Below are 20,694 nucleotides of genomic sequence, written 5' to 3'. Positions count from 1 at the left end.
ATAACATGTTATTAGGAAGTCTCTGCACCACAGATCACAACCAAATGGTGTGTGCTGTCGGTGACGGTAAATGTAACATCTTAGACCGTATCACAATTGATTTATCCACCCCCGCTGTAACTTTGAAAAAAGTCATTGATTACTTCGATGGTTTTGACGACTTAGCTGCCATTGGTGTTTCCTCATTTGGACCATTGGAACTTAGAACTTATTCATCACAATATGGCTACATTAAGGAATCTTCAAGAGAAAATTGGCAAAATGTGAACCTATTAGGCACATTACGTCATCACTTTAAAATTCCGATTTCATTTACCACTGATGTTAACAGTCGCGCTTATGGTGAATACATCCAATCCATTTTACAAGACGATCCCATCTTGGCACTTTCATACATCACCATCAGTGATGGAGTCGGAGTTGGTATCGTCAATGATGGAAAATTTGTTGGAACCATGGGTAGTCCAGAAATTGGACATATTATTCCGCAACGTCACGTAGATGATATGGACTTTCCCGGAGTCTGCCCATACCAAAGCGACTGCTTAGAAGGATTGGTGTCAACACCAGCTATTGAAGCTCGCATGGGTCAAAAACCTGAAGAAATTTCCATGTTTAATCCTATCTGGGATATCGTGGCTTACTATATTGCTCAATCTTTAGTACAAACCACCGTTTTCGTAAGACCACAAAAAATCATATTAGGTGGTAGTATCGTCAATGAAATCGAACTTCAAAAGGTAAAGGAACAGTTCAAGCAATTATTAAACAACTACTTGAATGTCGGCGATGTTGATCAATACATCACCCTTCCTAGTTGCGATGAAGACAAGTTAGCGATTATCGGTAACTTAGCTTTAGCTAAACAACAATTTTACTCACAAGAAGTGAGATAACAAAAAAGACGCATTTCAGCGTCTTTTTTGTGTGATAAAATATAATTATCAATTCAAAGGAGTAATCCAATTAGAAATAAGTACAACATATCAATGGTCGGTGTCTTATTAGTTAACATCGTTTTAATTAGTGATGACAATCTAACTAGTAGCAACGTCGGACGTTTATTTCATTTAATCTTGATTATCGCATTATTAGCAACCGCTGTCCTATGGGTTAGGGATCGTCATAATAATCAAAAATAACCAAGTTGCGATGAAGACAAGTTAGTGATTATCAATAGCTTAGCCTTAGCTAAACAATAATTCTAATCACGAGAAGTGAGATAACAAAAAAGACGCCCATGATGTGCACCCCAAAAGTTGTACATTATTATATTTTTTCCTAGGCGGAAAGTTTCCGGTATTGAACCGGTGACTTTCCGCCTAGTTTTGTTTTAATACGATGATTATTGTAATAATCAATCCATATTTTCATTGAAGAAATCAAATCTTCTTTAAAGTCATAATGACAGTCCATAATTTCAGCTTTCATAATATGAAAAAAAGATTCCATTGGTGAGTTATCTATACAATTTCCCTTACGGGACATGCTTTGAAATATCTTATTCTTCTTAAGCTCTTTTTGCCAGATATGGCTTTGATACTGAGCTCCCTGATCACTATGAATAGTCGTTCTGTATGGTAAATCTTTAACTAATGAAATAACTTCTTTTAAAGGTTTCATAACACAGTTCATGTTTGGATGGCTGCTAATATTATAGGATATTACTTCACCAGAAAATAAATCCATAATAGGTGAAAGGTAAACACGATGATTCATATCACAATTTCCATATCTGAATTCACTGATATCAGTACAGAGCTTTTGATATGGTCTGTCAGTATTAAATCTTCGATTTAATTGATTTGATTTAAGTTCTCCAATTTGACCACGATAGGAATTATATTTACGTGTTTTTCTTGAATATGATGAAGATAGTAAATTATTCTTTTTCATTATCTTTAATACTAGTTTATGATTAACACAATATCCACGATTAGTTAATTCTAAGCACACTCTTCTATATCCGTAGGATTTATTTTTATCTTTAATGTCCTGGATAATTTTAGTGATTCCAGCGTGCTTATCAGGATTATTTTGGATTGATCTAATGTAATAATAGGTACTTCTAGATATCCTCAATGCCTTTAGTATTAATGTTTTAGTAGTGTGGTATTTCAGCCTTAGTTCGTCGATTATTTTAATAATTACTTCTGGTCTTCTTCGTCGTCTAAGGCCCTCAATTTTTTTAAGAAATCGTTCTCTATTTTCAACATTAAGTTTTCTTCTTCAAGTTTCTTCAATTTTTCTTTATCGGTATTAGTGTTGTTTGAATTGATTTTATTAGTTTTCTTTTTTGTCACGGATTTTCTTTCCCTTCGGGACAATAAACCATCAATACCTTTTTGCTCTAGTCGTTTTTCCCAAGTCCAGATAGTTGATGGAGAAGGAATATTAAAATGATAAGCTACCTCTGGATAAGATGATTTAGTCGTTTTCATCCAGTTTAATATATATTGTTTCTCTTTAGTAGAGTATTCGATTATATTCTTTCTTTTTTTCAGACCATTTAGTCCATGTTTTTGGTAACTCTTAACCCAACATAAAACAGTATTTCTACTTTTGATTCCAAACTTTCTAGCTACCATTTGTGATCCCATACCGTTTAGGTATGCGTTAATTACGTTTAATTTAACTTGTACTTTATATTTAGACACAAAAAACACCCCAAAGTTTTGTACAAACTTTGGGGTGCAGTGCACCATCGGCGTCTTTTTATTTATCTGCATCTTTTTGTTCACGTTCACTACGACGAGCTTCTGACTTACGGCGGGCTTCATCAAAACTGTCTTTGGCCTTGCCAAAGAAGTTTTGTGCCTTCCCTTTTAGTTCATCAAACTTGTTACCAGTTACTTTACCTTTCAATTCAGTAGCCTTTCCGACCACTTTATCTTTTTCGTTTTCCAAACTCATAATATCACCTCAATGTTTAGATTAGATAAATTTAATTATCTAGCCCTATCATAAATCATTTGAAGGTGAATGAAGGTAAAGTTTTTACTAAGATTTGTTAATTAACCCCCACTTGCTTAATATCACATTGATTAATCGCTAGATCAATCCAACTACCCGCTAGCAATTGATTATTATGGTTAAGACTTTCCACTTTAAAGGACAACTGGTCATTCACTGAAACATCATATTCAATTCTGTCCCCTAATACTGAACTAGAAACAACTTGTCCTGGAATATGGTAATCGGATGGATATTCTTTACCAATATTGAAGACTTCCGGACGAATAATATAGCTAGTATCAGTATCAATATCATTGGCATCCAGATTAGAAAGCCCCGACTGTAACAATTGATCTCCCGACAAAATATTACTATTACCGATAAAGTTAGCAATGAAGTGATTAGCTGGATTATTATAAATCTCGATTGGCGCGCCTTGTTGTTGCACCTTACCATCATTAATGATAACAATATCATCTGAAATCGCCATTGCTTCAGCTTGATCATGGGTCACAAAAATCATCGTAATGCCAAATTTTTGTTGATACAACCGAATTTGTTCTCGAAGATTCACCCTAATTTTAGCATCTAGGGCACTTAGCGGTTCATCTAGTAACAGCAATTTAGGTTTTAACACCATTGCACGAGCAATAGCCACTCGCTGCTTTTGTCCTCCAGATAAATCAGCTGGATATGCATCCGCTTTATCGGATAATGCAACCGTGGCTAACATGGCTTGCACTGCTTCTCGAATTTCTGCTTTAGGTAACTTCCGGACCTTTAATCCATACGCAATATTTTCAAAAACGGTTAAATTAGGAAATAGTGCATACGATTGAAAAACCATCCCAATATTACGTTTATTAGCCGCTACATTATGAATATCTTGGCCATCTAATAAAATTTTGCCTCCTATTTGAGTATTTAACCCGGCAATAGCGCGTAAAACGGTAGTCTTCCCACTGCCACTGGGACCGAGGAACGTTGTAAGACTACCTTTTTGAATATTAAAGTTCATATCTTTAATGACCGCGCTTTTGTCGAAACTTATAGATAAGTCTTGTATTTGTAGAAATTGATTTGGCATTTTTATCACAATCCTTTCTTCCAGTCCTTATTAGTATGATGATTATAATGACGCATAATAAAGATCAACACTGCTGAAATAACTACTAGCAAAACAAAGTAAATCGTGGTTAAGACACTGCTAGCTTGCCCATTTCCTTGCATTAATATATACATATAAATTTTTAAAGTTTCAAAATTTCCACCTAATAACAAATTAGTAATCACATATTCTCCAAACGCCGTCGCAAAGGTTAACAACATAGAAATGAAAATACTAGATTTAATATTAGGCAGAATTACCTTTATAAATGATTTTATCGGGCCATCCCCTAGCAACATTGCTTGTTCAAACATCGCCTTATAATCATGCGCAACAAAAGTGTTATCCAACGTTTGATATGACAATGGCAAACTAATGAACGTAATTGCTAAAATCAAAACGATAACTTTGGGAATCGGTATATTTTGGTAAAGTTCCATTAAACCTGTAACTAAAATAATCCCGGGAATCGTGTAAGGTAATACCGTAATGATTTTAAGATGCTTTTTCATCTTAGAATTATAGACATTGACATAAAAAATCACTGGTAGAAAAATAATCATACTGACTAACGTGGTCATAATTGCTAGAAAAAGTGACCGTAAAACAGATAGCATAAAATCTTGATTAGTTAGAATTTGTTGATACCATTGAAAGGTCAATCCTTCTGGCAAAATAGTTTTCACCCATGTTGTTGAAAATGAATACACTACAGTTGCCAAAACGGGGGCCACTAAATAAAGTAAGATCAAGATAATAACCAAGCGGGCAAATATTTTACTTTTATTAATTCGCATTAACGGATGCCTCCCTTATGTCGTTTAATCACTAAGTTACCGACTGTAACCATTACCCACATAATTAGCGCAAAAATTGTGGCAAAAGCACAGGCAAGTGGAATATTAGGATTAATTTCACCATTAATACAGTAGCCAATCAATGTAGGAACCGAAACGACCGTGTTACTAGTTAACGCATAAGCCGTTTCATATGCTCCCATCGCATTAGCAAACAACAAAATCAAAACTTGGACTAGGTTAGGTAAAATAAACGGAAGTACGACATTACGGATGTAAAAGTTTTTCGAAGCTCCCAAAACATTAGATGCTTGATGCCATTCATTATCAATGCCATTAAACACCGGAAATAAAAACATGATGCCTAAAGGAATTTCAAAGAAAGTATAAGCGGTCACTAAGCCCGATAATGAATAGACGTTAAAGGTATCATTCAGATGCAATGCCGTTGTAATCGCTTTAAACATTCCTGCATTTCCAAACAAAATGATTAAGGAAAATGATAATGGTACCCCCGCAAAACTAGATGACATATTAAAAATGGTAATTAATATGTTTTTAGTTGAATCCGCTAATTGAGTCAATGCCCATGCTCCAATGATCGCGACTACCATCGAAATTACAGATGAATAGATTGCGATTTTAAAACTGTTGATGAACGCATTATGATAATAACCATTACTAATGATTTGTCGATAGTTATCCAAATTAAACCCCGGATGATTTATTGATTGAAAACTTGCTAAGACCATTACTATTAACGGCATAACCAAAATCAACAATATCAACAAACTAAATGGCAAATAAATCTTAAGCTTATTTTTCATAAACGCACCTCGTTAGTTTAAAACTTCTGATTGCCAAGCTTGACCTAATTTAACAGTTTCTTGATTCCAAACATTATTATTGGCTACGTGGAAAACTTTCTTATAATCACTTGCTGGCAATAACTTATCCGCAACTGCCTTAGGTAATTTGACATTAGAACGGATTGGACGCGCATAGCCCTTTGCTAAATTAATTTGCCCTTGATCTGATAAAGTATATAGATGCGCTAATTTGGCTGCATATGGATGGGGCGCATTTTTATTTAAAATTTCAGTGTAGCCTGAAGTAACAGTTCCGTCTGTAGGAATAGTAATCTTATAACGTTTAGAGTCAATTTGGTGGGCATAGTTTAGCGCATTAAAGTCCCATACTACTCCCACTTGAATTTCACCCTTTTGGAAATTTTGAATCACCGTTTCAACTGATGATAAACGATTTTGTTTTTGTAATTTTTTAAAGTAATCCAGTCCAGGTTTTAAATTAGATTCACTACCACCGTGAGCAAAAGCCGCCGCTAAGACCGCATATTGTGCTTGAGAATCTTGTGAAACATCACCAATCGCCACTTTATATTTACCACTTAATAAATCTTTCCATGACTTAGGTGCTTGAGATGCACTGACGTTTTTCGTATCAGTAATAAAAGCGATTGATCCTTGATAGACGGCCGCATATTTACCGTCTTTATCTTTAGCCCAAGCGGGAATATCTTTCCAATACTTCGTCTTATATGGCACTACAAGATTTTGTTTGACTGCTGTGGGAGCAACGTTAAGCCCAATGTCTCCAATATCTGGTGCCGATGAACTGGTTCCAGCGGATTTAAACTTTTGTACTTCTTCAGCACTACTCATATCAGTATCCGAATGCTTTAACCCATATTGCTTGGTTAAATCTTGCCAAGTCTCTCCCCAATTAGCCCAAGTGTCAGGCATTCCAATCGAAATAATGGAACCTTCTTTTTTCGCATTTTTAATAATGGTTTGTTCATTGTTAGATGTAACTTTCCCCTGATCAGAACTAGAACAGCCCGCCAAAGTAAACGCTAGTATTGCTCCCGAGATTATCGTCAGTAATTTTTGCTTCATCATTTCAAATCAACTCCTCTAATTTTTAACGCCATGATAGATAATGACTTCTTAACACTTTTTATATTAGCAACTCTTTGTAAAGTTATTGATTGATTAGTGTAAAGTTATCGTAAATTTTAAGCGCTTCGATCGATACTAACTTTATATAAAATGACTAATTATCCCGTTTGTTTTACTATTGACGGTCATTCAGCTTCATTACATAAAATAAGGACAGTAATTATACATCATGATAAAATGTAAATATCAATTAAAAGGAGTTCATTCCGTGAAAAATCCATATAATTTATTAGTGGCCATTGTATTATTGATTAATATCATTTTAATTAGTAATAATGCGCTGACTAGTAGTGATGCTGGCCGCATCTTTCATTTAATCCTAATTATTGCGTTATTCGTGACTGTGTTCCTATGGATTAAGGACCGTCATAAACATCCAAAATAATAAAAAAACGTTGCGCAAATGCGCAGCGTTTTTATTTGAGTGTATAATAATGACAAAATCAACTATATTAAGAGGTTAAGGAAATGAAAATTTTAGTCATTCAAGGGCATCCAGATGCAGAATCCTTCACACGTGCGAATGCGTTAAATTATCTACAACACGCAAAAGATTTAGGTTATGACACTGAATTAGTAGATTTGAGTCAAAATGAATTCAATCCGATTTTAAGGTATGGATACCGCCAACATATGTCAGACGAAAGGTTTCCCCAACATGCACAACAACTAATCCAGGATGCTGATCATATCGCGTTCTTCTTTCCGATTTGGTGGTCAAGTGAGCCTGCCATTTTAAAAGGATTTATCGATCGAGTACTAACGCCACATTTCGCTTACACTTACAATCCCAATGGCAAAAACCAAAAGCTCTTAACTAACAAGACTGCAAGTATCTTTACCACCAGCCATGGCCCTGCTTTTTTCTACAAAATGTGGGGTAACACGTTATTTCGCTGGAAATATTTAGTATTGGGTTTTTGTGGAATTAAAACTACTGCTTGCTTTGACTTAGGGAACATGGAAGCCAAAGTAGATACGCTAAAACGCCGACAAGCATATATGCAAAAGTGTGCAAATAGTCTAAAATAACCCCCGATGATTTCAAATAAAAAAGCTGCGCCGTTGCGCAGCTTTTTTGTAGCCATTTATTTATGATGAATACGTTTGATATTAAGCGCCATTAAAATAGGAACAATAATAAAAATGGTCATTAATAATGTCTGATAATGATAAGCAGTTAGCGCATTAGTTAACCCGGCGGTTAAACTGACTATCACTGATAAAACAATGGAGCTCCCTAGTTGAGAAAAAACATTTACTGCGCTAGATGTGGATCCTCCCAATTCTGGCGGAGTATTGGCCACTCCTGATACTGTTAGGGGTCCAAATGAGAAGCCTTGGCCGATCCCAATCACTACCATAGGTAGCGCAATCGAAATCCAATACCCATAATGTAAGTCTAATCCGAATAGTAACAAAACCCCGATGAAAGAAATAACGGTCCCCACCAGTAAAATATTTTCATTTCGATACCGATTAGCTAGTTTGGACTGCAGTAACCCAAATAAGAATTGGGGAACCGTTTCTGGCATAAAACCAAAAGCAGCTAATAAAGGTGTGAACCCATAGAAATTTTGGAGAACTTGGGGAACTAAAAAGAAAAAGGAAATCATGGCTCCAATATAGCAAAAACGAGCAACATAGGCCGAATAGCGTTCTGGATCTTTAAATATGGCCAGCGGCATAATAGGATTGCTAATTTTAACTTCGCGCACTAAAAATAATACTAGTAAAAGCACAAATAAAGCCATGAACATGAGGCGGTGTTGAGCTCCATTAATCCCATTAACTAATGATAAAATCATAAGAACTGATAAAACCGAACCCGCATAGTCTAATTTTAGTCGTGTTTGTGCCGACTTATGGGGAACCGCAAAGATGGTTAGGATTATCAATAAAATTCCTAACGGCACATTGATTAAAAAGCCTAAACGCCATGAAGCAAATGTGGTGACCAAGCCACCAATAATCAATCCAATACTAGCGCCTAGTCCTGCGGTGACACCATAATAAGAAATGGCCTTTTCTCGTTTAGCTCCTACATAATTATCTAATAATAACGCTAAAGAAGTGGGTGCTAGAATGGCAGAACCAATCCCTTGTAATCCTCGCATTACGATAATAAAGGCACCATTAGGCGCCAACCCTACTAATAAAGAACAGAGCGTAAAAATTACAAGTCCGCTTAAAAAAATACGTTTACGACCATATAAATCACCTAAACGTCCACCTAATAATAGTAGGCTACCGAATACCAATGCATAAATGTTTGTAATCCATGTGATACTTTGGGTAGTCATGTGTAAGTCAGCCGCAATTTTAACGGTACTCGTAAAAACTACGGAGTTATCCAATAAAATTAAAAAATTGCTAATTAAAATAATTGGTAGAATAATACCAAACTTATATTTCATACTTGCTTCCTCCTGAAAATATGATAAAGTAATCATATTCCTTAAAGCGAACTTTAAGGCAAGACATTGAGGTGATAAATTTTGAACATTAAAGAAGCAAGTCAAATTACTGATGTTCCAGCATCTACCATTCGATATTACGAAAAGGAACATATCATCCCTGCAGTCGATAGGAATGATTCAGGTGTGCGTGACTTTGATGATCACGCCATTAAACGAATTAGTTTCGCGAAAAAAATGCGCGACGCTGGAATGGAAATCAGCACTTTAAAACAATATATCAATCTGTTTGATAATGTTGAAAATAGTGAAGACCAACAATTGGCATTATTAGTAGAACAAAAACGCATCATGGAAGAAAAACGTGATATGATGCAAAAAGCCATTGATCATTTAGAACGTAAAATCGAAAACTTTGACACCCATATGTTAAAAGTAGAAGATGAATTAAGAAATATGAAAGCAAATAAAAAAGAACGACTATAAAAGTCGTTCTTTTTATCTTATAGATACTCCACAAACGTCTGAAACTGACGAATTAATAATTTTTTCAAACGAGTACTTAAATTCTTCAGGTTCAGATGGTATTGGCTGAGAAATCCATAATAACATTGCATTAAGCATCATTCTGAAGAAAAATTGTACAGCAAAGTCTTTTGATAGATTTAAAACCTTTTCATCATAATTATCAAAATACTTAATAAAATATTTTGAGTATCTTTTTATAAGAAAATCAAAAAATACAGGTTGATAATAGTTATACAAAACTTTTGTATATCCCCTATTTTCATAAACTAAAGGCAATATTCGATCAGTCATAATTTCCATATAATTACGATTATCGTCTTCTATATCTTGAAATGAATTATCAATAGACCTACACATCAATTGTTCAATAAAAACTATTATATCGTTTTTGCTTTTAAAATGGTTATAAAAAGTACCTCTTGAAACACCACTATTTTTAACAATATCATCTATTCCGATATCATTAATGTCATTATTTACTGTCATGTTTATAAAGGTATCCACTATTTTCTTTTTTGATTTATTGCGTATCTCCATATAAATATCTACCTTTCTGTATACGTACATAATAATATTAATTGTACACAAAGTACAAATAAAATCCGTCTCATTTGATTAATGTAAATCAAATGAAGCGGATTTATTTATTGACCGATAATTAACAACTATCTCTTTCTTCGAATTCCAAACAAACTAAGAACTAATGAGGAAATTGTTAAAAATAATCCTAATATACGAATGTTATTTTCGTCAGATACTCCCGTTTGTGGAAGCTTTCTATCACTTTTGTTATGACTATTTATAAATGAATTACTATTTTGATAATTTATCTTATGCTTAACTGATGATATTGAAGAACTATTTTTGTGTTTATCTTTTTTATACACAACAGTTATATTTTCATCAATACTATCCGGATTCAAATTAACTGATTTAATAGTAGATTGTTTTCTATTAACCAATTTGTATCCTGATACTAATGGTGTATTAAATGATTTCCATGAACTTTCTTTACTTGTCCAATTACCATAAATAACTTTACCAGTTACTTCATTAACTGTCACGGTTCTACTAAACGTTACAGTTTGAATTGTAGAATGATGAATTTTATTACCATTTTGATCTACATAATTAATCTTTCTAGTAATTGTCTTACTAAAACCTTCTTTATCTGGTTTGATTGGTTGTCCCAGTGTACCCGGATTATCCGGTATTACTTTATCTACCTTGTGTTCCAATATAACAGTGAAGTCTTGTTCCTTATTATCACTATTGAACTTAACTCCACTTACAGGGTAGTTATCACTTAATAGTTTGTATCCTTGATCAGTGTACTTCCTAATTGTATCTGTAGTGCGATAGTCAGAAATACTTTGTGGTTGGCCACTCAAGTATACACTTTCTAGTGTCTTTCCAGTTGTACTGTCGATGTAACTTACCTTCGCTTTTTGGTTATTATTTACGTAAGTTATCTTAGTATCTTCAGTTGGTTTAGTGCCATCAATTGGGTAAGTACTACCGGGGGTTAATGGATTACCATCCTTATCTACCGGTGTCTTTCCTGGAATACTTGGAATGACCGGGTTAGTTACTTTACCCGTATCGTTAGGGTCATTGGGATAACTAGTGTCATGGCTGCCATTGTCAATTGGATTACCTATGGTATCCACTGGCACTAGTGATCCTACCTTGTCATAAATAACTGTTTCGTTAATATCACTTGAGATTGGATTTACTGTTACCGCTGGGATTGTCTTTTGGCTAGAATCCCTTATAACATATCCTGTTACTTCTGGTGATAACTTTGTACTAAAAGTTCCGCTATCTCTATCCCAATCACCGTAGGTTACTTCGCCAGTTACTTCATCAACCATCGCCGTTCTACCAAACCTTACTTGATCATGACTTGCGTCATGGACACTCTTTCCATTGCCATCAACATAGTTGATGGTTTGATTAACTGTCTTACTCAAACTGTCCTTGTCTGTGCCATTTGGCCACTTTGGTCCGTTTGGATTATCTGGGTTGATGGGTTGTCCCGGTAGGCCTGGATTATCTGGTGTAACTGTGTCCACCTTGTGATTATATATAACAACAATATCTTCGTCATTATTATCATTATAAATATTGATATTGCTATCATTATTAGGATTGTAAAAACCATAAGCTGCGGTATAATTACTAGTTATTTCGTTTCTATTAGGATTTACATAACCCAGTGATGTTAAATCTTTTACACTATGATTTTTCAAATTACTATCTTGCACAATCCATCCTTGGGAATCACTATTTGTACTTATATCAGGTGTTTTTGAACCATTTAAATTAGAAGCATATCCTAACAATGTTTTTCCATCATTTGAATAAATTTCAGCTCTCTTGTAGTTAACCTTTTCAGTAGTCCTTGGATAAATTTCTTTTCCTTTTTCATCAACATATCTTACATTTCTAGTTAATGTTTTAGAATTAATTGTTATAACGTTTATATCTCTACCATAAACCACTTTTACGTATTCATAGGTATTTGCCGGATTACCATTAATTATAACATTGGGCTTATTAGAAGGATTACTGAAACCACTACCTGGATTATAGTTACTGGAGTATGACGAAGAACTTGGATCTATATATCCATCTACAGTCGGACTAACAACATCTGGAATAATTTTTTGTGGAGAGTTCGACGAAACATGCCATCCTTGAGATGGATCATTTAGTGAAATGTCAACATTGCTACTTACATCAGTTGATGAATACCCAATCAGTTTACCGTTAACATCGTATACTCTTGTTCTTACATAGTTTACTGTATCTTTTCTAGTTGGATAAATATGATAACCTGCTGGAAATGGTGTTCCATCGTCAATAAAGTCATTTCTATTAACATAATCAATTTGTCTTGTTAAATTACTATAATCTGTTTGACTAGTTCTATTATTATCATATTTCACAGTAACTAATTCATACGCATTTTTTTGAATTACGTTTCCGTTACTATCTTTACCATCATAAATTGCAACATCTGCTGAGTTATTGAGATTAGTGAATCCGTTCTCTGGCGAATAAGTACTATGAACAACAGATAAATCAGGAGATGCATAACCTTTTTCTTCAAGATTATCACTTGGTGAGTATACGTCAGGTATTGTAAGTGCCGACCCTGATTTCAATCTCCATCCTTGATCAGAATCATCTTTAGGTATATCCATATCAGTATTATTAGACGAAGAATATCCAATAATATCTCCATTTTTATCCAAAACAATATTTCTTATCCAACTAATACTGTCATACATTGTGGGAAAAATATGGGTTCCGCTCGTTGACTGGTTACTATTTTCTACGAAATCAATTTGCCTTGTAAGGTTAGAGTACTGGGTTTTAACCCTATACTGTGCTGAAGGATTATCATAGAAAACTTTAACATATTCAATTGCATTCTTTTGACCAGTATCTCCATTAGTAATAGATACGTTTTGATCATTTGTGGTATCTGTGAAACCACTTCCTGGTGTAAATGTACTATTTACTCTACTTATACTTGGATTCCCATATCCTTGAATGCTTGGAGAATCAACATCTGGGAGCAACCCGTCGCTTCCATCCCTTGGTCTCCATCCATTTTGAGGATCATTTAAACTAATATCCACATCATTAGTCCCATTTGATGAATAACCAATTAGATTATTGGATGCATTCATTACTTTCGTTCTAATATAATGAACCGAATCAATTTTTTGTGGTGATAAAGTCTTACCACTTGTGCTTAAGTTACTATATGATTCCTGATAACCTATATATCTTGTATAGTCTGCATATTCTTGCTGGGTGCTAACACCTGTTTCTTGTTGTTGGTTATTATTTACCTTAGTAACAACATTGTCATTAGCATTAGCACTTGCGCTAATTGCACTAAATTGAAAAACAGTAGCTACCCCAATAAATGCAAAACTTGCTACAGATATTATTACCCAATTTTTCTTAGCTTTTCGTAAAATTTTCTTATCATAATTTTTTTGAACATTTTTCTTATTGTACATCAAATTAATCACCACCAATATAAATTCATTACTCTCGTGGTATAGTTATACTTCACAATTTAATAATACAATAGAATTGACACTTTTCAATTGCAGCTCATTTTGCCATAAATTATTATCTATACTTTTTGTCACTTTACGATTTTATTTAGAAACAATATAGGATATTTTTGCATTTCAAGTGACAATAAGTTTATTTATTAATTTTTTATTAAAAAAATAATAACTAAATATATATATAAAACTCCAATTATAAATTCTCAAAGCATTAATCTTTCAAAATCCTTATGTGTGAATCATCAATAAATATCGATTAAAAACATAAAAAAACAGTCTAGCATAACATACGAAAGTAAGTCCCAATCTTTGGGATGCTCATCATATGATGCAGGCTGCTTTTAGCTTTTACTGTGAACGAAGACTATTTATCACCATCGGTAAAGGATGATAACCTTAGCGCCCCACCATGAGAAAGCCAAGAAAAAATTGATTAAGTAAGTTAAAGGATGCTTATATTGGAACATTTTTAATTATAGGTAGCCAATGTAAATTTCCGATAAAATTACGGTAAAAAATGAGTAAAGATTAAAATATATTAAAAGGTTCGGGATAAGCATATAATAAGGACAAACGATTATGGAGGTTCTTATGATGAATGTAATTACTCAGTTTAAGCATCAAGATGACAATATCAAAATTAGTTTAATTGATATGTCTATGGCGGCCGAAGTATTCGATTTAGTTCAGGCTAACGAAGCAATCTTAAGACCATGGTTTCCATGGGTGAATTCGATGAAGACAATGGAAGACGAAACTGCCTTTATCGAGTATGCCCAGATACGGTATCAGCAACAAAAAGAAATGGTATGTACGATAATGGTAAATGAACGGATTGTGGGGATGATAGATTTACACAATATTAATTTATCGACGCGAACTGCCGAAATCGGTTATTGGTTAAGTGTTAATTTTCAACACCGCGGTCTAATGCAGGCCTGCGTAGATGAATTTTGCAATTATAGTTTTCATCGACTCGGTTTAAACGAAATTAAATTATTATCCCGTCCCAATAATCAGGCTAGTCGTAACGTCGCAAAAAGATGTCATTTTGTATTGAAAGCGGAAATTCCCGTCGTGCGTAAAATCGGCGACTATGACCATGATTTTGTCATTTATTCCAGAAGATCTGACCTAAAGGCTGATTATCGCTAGTAATTAAGACAATCTAAAATGTTGATATGACCGTCTTTTAATTATTTTACAAAAAAATGAAAAATAGTATTTACTCTACCATTAAATTCGATTTATCAGTGGGGAGACGAACTATGAAAATAAATTACGCCCTAATTTTAGATGCTGTTGTCTGGTTAGCATTTTTAGGATTAGCCGTTTGGCTTCAAAACGTATACGTGAACGATCCAATTGCACGTTTAGTGTCCTATTTAATGATTTTGTTTAACCTATTCACCATCTTTTATGACGTTAATTTTAAGAAAGAAAAAAAGGACTAACTCGAGAGGATTTAGTCCTTTTTTGAAGAGAAGATTTCTTTTTTGATAATTAACGTAATTTACATCCATTAATAAGTAATAAATTTTGCGAATCCATATATTCTATCAACTTTATTTATGAATCTTGAATATATATTGTCTTCAGTAATTAGCACAGCATTTTTTAGACTCCCACGATAATAAACATAGTCTTTTTCAATAAGAGCTCTAATTGGCTCATGAACAAGTTCATAAGTATTATATAAAACACCAGGTGAAAAAATTATATATTTAACACCTATATAAAAAGCATATATTTCAAAACTCCTAATAATAGAATCTACTAACTTACTTTCAAAAAAAGTAAAATCAAAATCAATAACTTTAAAAACTATTTCATCTTCTTCAGTAGTAATTCTAATATTTCCACTAAACTTATTCTTTCTTTTCCATTTCATCCTAATGTTTAAACATGAATTTTCATTATATGGATCCATTTGAAAATATCCATGTGTATTAGTGAATAAAATCTTTTGGAACTCAATAATGTTTTTTTACTAAAGGAAGCTTTGTTTATTTTTTCGAGAATCATATAAAGATGATCAACCCTTTTATCAAATTCATTCATTTTCAGATGTAATGCAGAACATAATTTATTTTTAACCACCATCGTTGTTTTGTTATATGGATTCATTCTAATTCTATAAATGGTACTCCTAGACACTCCAGATAATTTCGATAAGTATGAATTGCTTAAATGCCTTTCTTTCATTATCTTATCTAAATTATTTCTTAATGCCGGTTTTCTTTCCCAATTGAATGTACTAATTTTTATCATCTCCATTAATTCTTTAAAATCATGATAATCTCAATAATTAATTTAAACAACGACTATTTTCTTGCAACAAATTATAAAAAAATAAGAAGGAATGTTGATAAATCAACATTCCTTCTTTCTTTTAATTCAATCTTGTATATAAGATACCCAATTTTTGGAGAGCTTAAAACTAATCTTCAAAAAATGAAGATATATCTTTTCCTTCAATTGAATAGTGTATAGCAACCAAAACTAACGTCATTATTAATACAAAAGAAGCCAGAACAATTTTTAAAATCGATTTTTGATTAAAAGCGTAGATATAAGCAAATAGATTAATGGACACGAAAAAAGAAACCATAATAATGATTTCTCGTAAATATGAAAAAAATTTATGCTTTTTAGCTGTGTTTTTCATTTAAGCTACCCCATTTCTTATGTATTTTCTATTTTACATTGGATGATTTTAATACCATTTAAATAATTTAAATGAAGTCTTATGATAGACTTTATTATATAAAGCTTTATGAGGATTATTAATCCACCCCATTCCCTTCTTACCATAATAAGGGTTAACGGCACGTTTTAATGATCGGACTGCACGTCCTCTGGTCCGTGCAGAGAAAGATTTTTTCCAACTGGGTTTTCTAACGCCAAATTTCATGTATATCATCTTCTTTTTATAATCTAATACAATTATACAACTTATCTAATTTTATAAACAAAAAAAGTACACTTTACGTGTACTTTTTATTTTTTAAGCATTAATCATTCAAAATGACTATTTATCAAAGCCTTTTATATACTCATTAGCCAATTGCTGCATTGCTTTTTCCCAATCATTATCGACATTAGTAAATAATGTTTCGATTTTTTGCATTTGCTCAGCATTAATTTGATCATTAAGTTTATTACCTTCTGTAGTCAAATGAAGGGTTTTAATTCGTTTATCTTTATCCGAACTAACTTCTTCAATTAAATTACGACTCATTAAATCGCGAACATTAACATTCAAAGCCTGTCTAGAAATATTAAGCAATCGTAGAATATTACCCATACTGGCAATATCTAATTCCGAAATTGAGTAAATTATTCTATGTTGCGTTTGATTTATATCATAATTTTTTAAATCAATCATCGACGCAAAACGTTGATATGCAAAGAATATAGTGGATAGTTTTTCCTTAGAATTGATAAAATTACCTTCTTTTTATGTCAACTATGTTGACATTTTATTTTAGTGGATTTATAATATTTTCAATTAATATGTCAACGTGATTGACATAAATTGAAAGGAAGTTTTTACAGTGTCAAACAGTTACAAATTATCAGATTATTTATTAGATGTCGTTAAGTATATGGGTGCTAATGATATCTTTGGTGTCCCTGGGGATTATAATCTTCAATTCCTAGATCATATCACTCATCGACAAGATTTAAAATGGACAGGAAATGCCAATGAATTAAATGCTTCATACATGGCCGATGGATATGCTAGAGAAAAAGGTTTTGCTACTTTCGTTACCACCTTTGGTGTCGGTGAATTAAGCGCCATTAACGGTCTTGCCGGCAGCATCGCTGAACATGTTCCCGTATTGGAAATTGTCGGTGCCCCTACTAATGAGGTACAAAACAACGGCGCTTTAGTCCACCATACTTTTGGTGATCATGACTTCAATCGTTTTGAAAATGCACATCGTCAACTAGGCATTAAATCAGCTCGTTTAAACAAAGATGATGCCGTTAACCAAATTAATGATATCGCCAAATACATTTACGAAAGTAAAAAACCTGCATACCTTATTTTACCAACTAACTTAGTAGAAATGGAAGTAAATCCATCATTAAAAGATAAGATTGCTGATCTATTTATACCAGCTAGTCATAATGTAGAAAAAGCGTTCCATGAAATAAAAGATGCAATTAATAATAGTCATAATCCTGTAATCATTATGGGTCATGAAGTAGATCGTTTTAATCTTTTTGAAGACATCAAAAACTTTTCTGCCCAAAACAACATCCCAGTCCTAGACTTAGGTTTAGGAAAAGGTAATATTGACGAAAGCTTTGCCAATTTCGTGGGTACTTACAACGGTGAAATTTCAGACGAAACGATTAACGCATACGTAGAAAATGCAGATACAGTTATTCTGGTAGGTGCCAAACTTACTGATTCCGTTACCGGTGGATTCACTCAACAATTTGCAGAAAATAATACAATCGCAATTAGTTATGATGGCGCCAGCATTTATGGCAAAGCAGTCGACGGAGATTATCATTTCGCATCCGTTATGGAAGAATTGTCTAACACTACTTTAGATTTATCATTACCAGCCGTAAAAGCAAATGATAGCAACAATTCATTAAACCCTTCAGATGCCAAGTTAACACAAAGTTTTTATGATCAAGCCATTGCTAATTACTTAAATGAAAATAACACGCTTGTAGCTGAACAAGGAACTTCTTTCTTTGGTTTAGCTAGCCAAAAACTTACTAAAGGCGCTAAATTCTTTGGTCAACCACTTTGGGGTTCCATTGGTTACGCTTTCCCAGCTGCATTAGGAAACCAAATTGCTGATAAAAATCGTCGAGTAGTTCTATCTACCGGTGAAGGATCATTACAATTAACCATTCAAGAATTCGGTCTTGCTTTCCGTGAACAATTACATCCCGTTATGTTTGTAATCGATAACACTGGATACACTGTAGAAAGAGTTATTCATGGGATGCATGAAAGTTACAATGACGTTCCAGGATTAAACTATGGTGCTATGCCTAACGCATTTGGCGCTAGTGATGACCAATACGATTTCATTGAGGCATCAACCGAAAAAGAACTAATCGATGCCATTGAAAAAGCCAAAGTTGAAACTGATAAATTCGTATTAATTCAAGTTAATATGGACATGCAAGACGTTCCAGAACAACTTGCAAAGACAGCGATTGTTTTCGCAAACCAAAATAAATAAGTACTAAAATAAAACACCTTTCAGCATCTGTATTGGATGCTGAGAGGTGTTTTTTATTTAATAAAATCCAGAGATTATGAATCTGTATCCACACTCAATGTGATAATCATATGATCAGAATAATCAAGTAATGTATTATCTGATATAGAAAAATGATAAACCATATTCACAGGTACATATGCATAGTCTATATAATAACCTTTATCAGGCTTTCTATACATATAAAAGGTATAATCTGTTTCTTCCCCTAATTGTTTGGCTTCTTGTTGATGATAGGCACTATGTATACCAATTTGTTTCATCATAAAGTCAAATCGTGTATGATTTCGATCACCATGTTTCTTATCCCATATCACATTACTATTAAAATCTCCCATAATAATGGCATTGGAAAGGTGCTTAATGTTTACAGCACAATATGTATACAAATCTTCAATATATCCACCTTTCATCCAAACTCCATATATTTTATGGCTTAAAAACATCACCGGAATGATATAACGAATTCCATAGTTATTATTTTCAATCGGAATAATCTCTTCATCCAAAAATGTAAAAAACAATATCCCTTTTTGGTCCCCATCAATTCTACGATATAGTTTATGATTTACGTCATCAAGAAAATCAATTTTATCAATATCTTCTACCTCGGATATGATATATAAATCTGCTTCTTCTTTAATAATCTGTTTATATTTTTTTCTAAAAGCACCATTACAATTCCAATAACATATTTTCATAAACACACAACCTATTCAAATTATCTACTAAACCTCATTGATTCAACATACTTCTAAAACTCAAAGGATCCAAAAGCATAATTAAACAATTGTACTAAACCTCATTGATTCAACATACTTCTAAAACCGGGTTAGTTGAAGTCCATCAATTTGTACCGTACTAAACCTCATTGATTCAACATACTTCTAAAACTTAAAAAAGGTGAAGAACGAGCAAAGATGGGTACTAAACCTCATTGATTCAACATACTTCTAAAACATGTCCGATTTTAATGATCAGGATTACTACGTACTAAACCTCATTGATTCAACATACTTCTAAAACTGTCAATAACAACTGACTCTAAAGGTTTAAGTACTAAACCTCATTGATTCAACATACTTCTAAAACAGAGCATTCTGCCAGCTGAAACCAAGTTGAGTACTAAACCTCATTGATTCAACATACTTCTAAAACCATCTCGCCGACGTTGATTGATTGGTTAGGGTACTAAACCTCATTGATTCAACATACTTCTAAAACAAAAGCAAATATGATGTTATCTTTATTGATGTACTAAACCTCATTGATTCAACATACTTCTAAAACATGTTGAATATAGTTTTCTTTTAAGAATGTGTACTAAACCTCATTGATTCAACATACTTCTAAAACGGACGATCATAACTGGTATTAATTTGAATTGTACTAAACCTCATTGATTCAACATACTTCTAAAACTAAAAAGATTGCATCATTACTTATACGAATGTACTAAACCTCATTGATTCAACATACTTCTAAAACAGCAATACATAGAAAACAGTGGATATCCATGTACTAAACCTCATTGATTCAACATACTTCTAAAACT

23 protein-coding genes and 1 CRISPR repeat array are annotated in these 20,694 nt (G+C 33.2%); of the genes, 8 read left to right on the top strand and 15 right to left on the bottom strand.

What is annotated here, in order from left to right; translation table 11 throughout:
- Positions 1–5: 5 nt before the first annotated feature.
- Together RZ74_RS00560 and RZ74_RS06940 are read left to right on the top strand one after the other, a co-directional pair.
- Positions 6–896, top strand: a complete 891-nt coding sequence (locus RZ74_RS00560; protein ID WP_053949520.1) for an ROK family protein — start codon at positions 6–8, stop codon at positions 894–896.
- 93 nt (positions 897–989) lie between these two features.
- A complete protein-coding gene (locus tag RZ74_RS06940) occupies positions 990–1,142 on the top strand; it encodes a hypothetical protein (protein ID WP_187291384.1) in 153 nt (50 codons plus the stop codon).
- Between the two features lie 139 nt (positions 1,143–1,281).
- On the opposite strand, the gene RZ74_RS00555 is transcribed toward RZ74_RS06940, so the two are convergent.
- The 7 genes from RZ74_RS00555 to RZ74_RS00525 form a co-directional block, all read right to left on the bottom strand.
- Entirely contained in the window at positions 1,282–2,184 is a 903-nt protein-coding gene (locus tag RZ74_RS00555; RefSeq protein ID WP_083437117.1) for an IS3 family transposase, read from the bottom strand.
- Entirely contained in the window at positions 2,148–2,657 is a 510-nt protein-coding gene (locus tag RZ74_RS00550; protein WP_053949908.1) for a helix-turn-helix domain-containing protein, read from the bottom strand. The genes RZ74_RS00555 and RZ74_RS00550 overlap by 37 nt, the downstream gene beginning before the upstream one ends.
- Before the next feature lie 58 nt (positions 2,658–2,715).
- The gene (locus RZ74_RS00545) at positions 2,716–2,913 is read right to left on the bottom strand and encodes a CsbD family protein (RefSeq protein WP_053949518.1); all 198 of its coding nucleotides are present in this window, start codon (positions 2,911–2,913) and stop codon (positions 2,716–2,718) included.
- 97 nt (positions 2,914–3,010) lie between these two features.
- Positions 3,011–4,042 (bottom strand): ABC transporter ATP-binding protein, encoded by a 1,032-nt coding sequence (locus RZ74_RS00540; protein ID WP_053949907.1) that lies wholly within the window; start codon positions 4,040–4,042, stop codon positions 3,011–3,013.
- Positions 4,043–4,047: 5 nt separating this feature from the next.
- Positions 4,048–4,860 carry an ABC transporter permease gene (locus RZ74_RS00535; protein ID WP_053949517.1) on the bottom strand — a complete coding sequence of 271 codons (813 nt, stop codon included), beginning with the start codon at positions 4,858–4,860 and terminating at the stop codon, positions 4,048–4,050.
- Positions 4,860–5,687: an ABC transporter permease gene (locus RZ74_RS00530; RefSeq protein WP_053949516.1), complete on the bottom strand. Its 828-nt coding sequence runs from the start codon at positions 5,685–5,687 to the stop codon at positions 4,860–4,862. Before RZ74_RS00530 ends, RZ74_RS00535 begins: the two co-directional genes overlap by 1 nt.
- A 12-nt stretch (positions 5,688–5,699) precedes the next feature.
- Positions 5,700–6,779 carry an ABC transporter substrate-binding protein gene (locus tag RZ74_RS00525; RefSeq protein ID WP_053949515.1) on the bottom strand — a complete coding sequence of 360 codons (1,080 nt, stop codon included), beginning with the start codon at positions 6,777–6,779 and terminating at the stop codon, positions 5,700–5,702.
- A gap of 268 nt (positions 6,780–7,047) precedes the next feature.
- Between RZ74_RS00525 and RZ74_RS06935 the strand changes: the two genes are divergently transcribed.
- Positions 7,048–7,224, top strand: coding sequence for a hypothetical protein (locus RZ74_RS06935; RefSeq protein WP_187291383.1), 177 nt, complete (start codon positions 7,048–7,050; stop codon positions 7,222–7,224).
- 83 nt (positions 7,225–7,307) lie between these two features.
- The gene (locus RZ74_RS00520) at positions 7,308–7,871 is read left to right on the top strand and encodes an NAD(P)H-dependent oxidoreductase (protein ID WP_053949514.1); all 564 of its coding nucleotides are present in this window, start codon (positions 7,308–7,310) and stop codon (positions 7,869–7,871) included.
- A gap of 56 nt (positions 7,872–7,927) precedes the next feature.
- Here the strand turns inward: RZ74_RS00520 and RZ74_RS00515 are convergent, their stop codons facing one another.
- Entirely contained in the window at positions 7,928–9,256 is a 1,329-nt protein-coding gene (locus RZ74_RS00515) for an MFS transporter (RefSeq protein WP_053949513.1), read from the bottom strand.
- 81 nt (positions 9,257–9,337) lie between these two features.
- On the opposite strand from RZ74_RS00515, the gene RZ74_RS00510 reads away from it, so the two are divergent.
- Positions 9,338–9,742: a MerR family transcriptional regulator gene (locus RZ74_RS00510; RefSeq protein ID WP_053949512.1), complete on the top strand. Its 405-nt coding sequence runs from the start codon at positions 9,338–9,340 to the stop codon at positions 9,740–9,742.
- 12 nt (positions 9,743–9,754) lie between these two features.
- Here the strand turns inward: RZ74_RS00510 and RZ74_RS00505 are convergent, their stop codons facing one another.
- Both RZ74_RS00505 and RZ74_RS00500 read right to left on the bottom strand, forming a co-directional pair.
- A complete protein-coding gene (locus RZ74_RS00505) occupies positions 9,755–10,321 on the bottom strand; it encodes a TetR/AcrR family transcriptional regulator (protein WP_053949511.1) in 567 nt (188 codons plus the stop codon).
- A 128-nt stretch (positions 10,322–10,449) separates the two neighbouring features.
- On the bottom strand, positions 10,450–13,824 hold the full coding sequence (locus tag RZ74_RS00500; protein ID WP_053949510.1) for a mucin-binding protein: 3,375 nt from the start codon (positions 13,822–13,824) through the stop codon (positions 10,450–10,452).
- A 636-nt stretch (positions 13,825–14,460) separates the two neighbouring features.
- Between RZ74_RS00500 and RZ74_RS00495 the strand changes: the two genes are divergently transcribed.
- Together RZ74_RS00495 and RZ74_RS00490 are read left to right on the top strand one after the other, a co-directional pair.
- On the top strand, positions 14,461–15,036 hold the full coding sequence (locus RZ74_RS00495) for a GNAT family N-acetyltransferase (RefSeq protein ID WP_083437114.1): 576 nt from the start codon (positions 14,461–14,463) through the stop codon (positions 15,034–15,036).
- A 113-nt stretch (positions 15,037–15,149) separates the two neighbouring features.
- Positions 15,150–15,335 carry a hypothetical protein gene (locus RZ74_RS00490; RefSeq protein WP_053949508.1) on the top strand — a complete coding sequence of 62 codons (186 nt, stop codon included), beginning with the start codon at positions 15,150–15,152 and terminating at the stop codon, positions 15,333–15,335.
- A gap of 68 nt (positions 15,336–15,403) precedes the next feature.
- Here RZ74_RS00490 and RZ74_RS00485 read toward each other — a convergent pair whose 3' ends face one another.
- The 4 genes from RZ74_RS00485 to RZ74_RS00465 form a co-directional block, all read right to left on the bottom strand.
- Entirely contained in the window at positions 15,404–15,811 is a 408-nt protein-coding gene (locus tag RZ74_RS00485; protein ID WP_053949507.1) for a hypothetical protein, read from the bottom strand.
- Positions 15,781–16,152, bottom strand: coding sequence for a helix-turn-helix domain-containing protein (locus RZ74_RS07040; RefSeq protein ID WP_053949506.1), 372 nt, complete (start codon positions 16,150–16,152; stop codon positions 15,781–15,783). The genes RZ74_RS00485 and RZ74_RS07040 overlap by 31 nt, the downstream gene beginning before the upstream one ends.
- Positions 16,153–16,321: 169 nt before the next feature.
- Positions 16,322–16,549: a hypothetical protein gene (locus RZ74_RS00475; RefSeq protein ID WP_053949505.1), complete on the bottom strand. Its 228-nt coding sequence runs from the start codon at positions 16,547–16,549 to the stop codon at positions 16,322–16,324.
- 363 nt (positions 16,550–16,912) lie between these two features.
- Entirely contained in the window at positions 16,913–17,269 is a 357-nt protein-coding gene (locus tag RZ74_RS00465) for a MarR family transcriptional regulator (protein ID WP_053949503.1), read from the bottom strand.
- Positions 17,270–17,438: 169 nt separating this feature from the next.
- Here RZ74_RS00465 and RZ74_RS00460 point away from each other — a divergent pair, with 169 nt between their 5' ends.
- Positions 17,439–19,100 carry an alpha-keto acid decarboxylase family protein gene (locus tag RZ74_RS00460; RefSeq protein ID WP_237756904.1) on the top strand — a complete coding sequence of 554 codons (1,662 nt, stop codon included), beginning with the start codon at positions 17,439–17,441 and terminating at the stop codon, positions 19,098–19,100.
- 74 nt (positions 19,101–19,174) lie between these two features.
- Here RZ74_RS00460 and RZ74_RS00455 read toward each other — a convergent pair whose 3' ends face one another.
- Complete coding sequence (locus RZ74_RS00455) at positions 19,175–19,840, bottom strand: endonuclease/exonuclease/phosphatase family protein (protein WP_053949502.1); 666 nt, start codon at positions 19,838–19,840, stop codon at positions 19,175–19,177.
- Positions 19,841–19,864: 24 nt separating this feature from the next.
- Positions 19,865–20,693: a CRISPR direct-repeat array (repeat unit 36 nt; unit sequence GTACTAAACCTCATTGATTCAACATACTTCTAAAAC).
- Between the last annotated feature and the right edge of the window lies 1 nt (position 20,694).

Origin of the sequence: Apilactobacillus apinorum, assembly GCF_001281175.1 — a bacterium.
Taxonomy (GTDB): Bacteria; Bacillota; Bacilli; order Lactobacillales; family Lactobacillaceae; genus Apilactobacillus; species Apilactobacillus apinorum.
Note: the sequence above shows the minus strand (reverse complement) of the source record. Positions and strands in the feature narration are given on the sequence as shown.

Excerpts from the sequence above, each read along its gene's own strand:
- RZ74_RS00465 (WP_053949503.1), bottom strand. The coding sequence starts at position 17,269 with ATGATTGATTTAAAAAATTATGATATAAATCAAACGCAACATAGAATA.
- RZ74_RS06940 (WP_187291384.1), top strand. The coding sequence starts at position 990 with ATGGTCGGTGTCTTATTAGTTAACATCGTTTTAATTAGTGATGACAAT.
- RZ74_RS00530 (WP_053949516.1), bottom strand. The coding sequence starts at position 5,687 with ATGAAAAATAAGCTTAAGATTTATTTGCCATTTAGTTTGTTGATATTG.
- RZ74_RS00545 (WP_053949518.1), bottom strand. The coding sequence starts at position 2,913 with ATGAGTTTGGAAAACGAAAAAGATAAAGTGGTCGGAAAGGCTACTGAA.
- RZ74_RS00540 (WP_053949907.1), bottom strand. The coding sequence starts at position 4,042 with ATGCCAAATCAATTTCTACAAATACAAGACTTATCTATAAGTTTCGAC.
- RZ74_RS07040 (WP_053949506.1), bottom strand. The coding sequence starts at position 16,152 with ATGATAAAAATTAGTACATTCAATTGGGAAAGAAAACCGGCATTAAGA.
- RZ74_RS00525 (WP_053949515.1), bottom strand. The coding sequence starts at position 6,779 with ATGATGAAGCAAAAATTACTGACGATAATCTCGGGAGCAATACTAGCG.
- RZ74_RS00490 (WP_053949508.1), top strand. The coding sequence starts at position 15,150 with ATGAAAATAAATTACGCCCTAATTTTAGATGCTGTTGTCTGGTTAGCA.
- RZ74_RS00500 (WP_053949510.1), bottom strand. The coding sequence starts at position 13,824 with ATGTACAATAAGAAAAATGTTCAAAAAAATTATGATAAGAAAATTTTA.
- RZ74_RS00455 (WP_053949502.1), bottom strand. The coding sequence starts at position 19,840 with ATGAAAATATGTTATTGGAATTGTAATGGTGCTTTTAGAAAAAAATAT.
- RZ74_RS00475 (WP_053949505.1), bottom strand. The coding sequence starts at position 16,549 with ATGAAAAACACAGCTAAAAAGCATAAATTTTTTTCATATTTACGAGAA.
- RZ74_RS00535 (WP_053949517.1), bottom strand. The coding sequence starts at position 4,860 with ATGCGAATTAATAAAAGTAAAATATTTGCCCGCTTGGTTATTATCTTG.
- RZ74_RS00495 (WP_083437114.1), top strand. The coding sequence starts at position 14,461 with ATGGAGGTTCTTATGATGAATGTAATTACTCAGTTTAAGCATCAAGAT.
- RZ74_RS00485 (WP_053949507.1), bottom strand. The coding sequence starts at position 15,811 with ATGGATCCATATAATGAAAATTCATGTTTAAACATTAGGATGAAATGG.
- RZ74_RS00505 (WP_053949511.1), bottom strand. The coding sequence starts at position 10,321 with ATGGAGATACGCAATAAATCAAAAAAGAAAATAGTGGATACCTTTATA.
- RZ74_RS00520 (WP_053949514.1), top strand. The coding sequence starts at position 7,308 with ATGAAAATTTTAGTCATTCAAGGGCATCCAGATGCAGAATCCTTCACA.
- RZ74_RS00515 (WP_053949513.1), bottom strand. The coding sequence starts at position 9,256 with ATGAAATATAAGTTTGGTATTATTCTACCAATTATTTTAATTAGCAAT.
- RZ74_RS00560 (WP_053949520.1), top strand. The coding sequence starts at position 6 with ATGTTATTAGGAAGTCTCTGCACCACAGATCACAACCAAATGGTGTGT.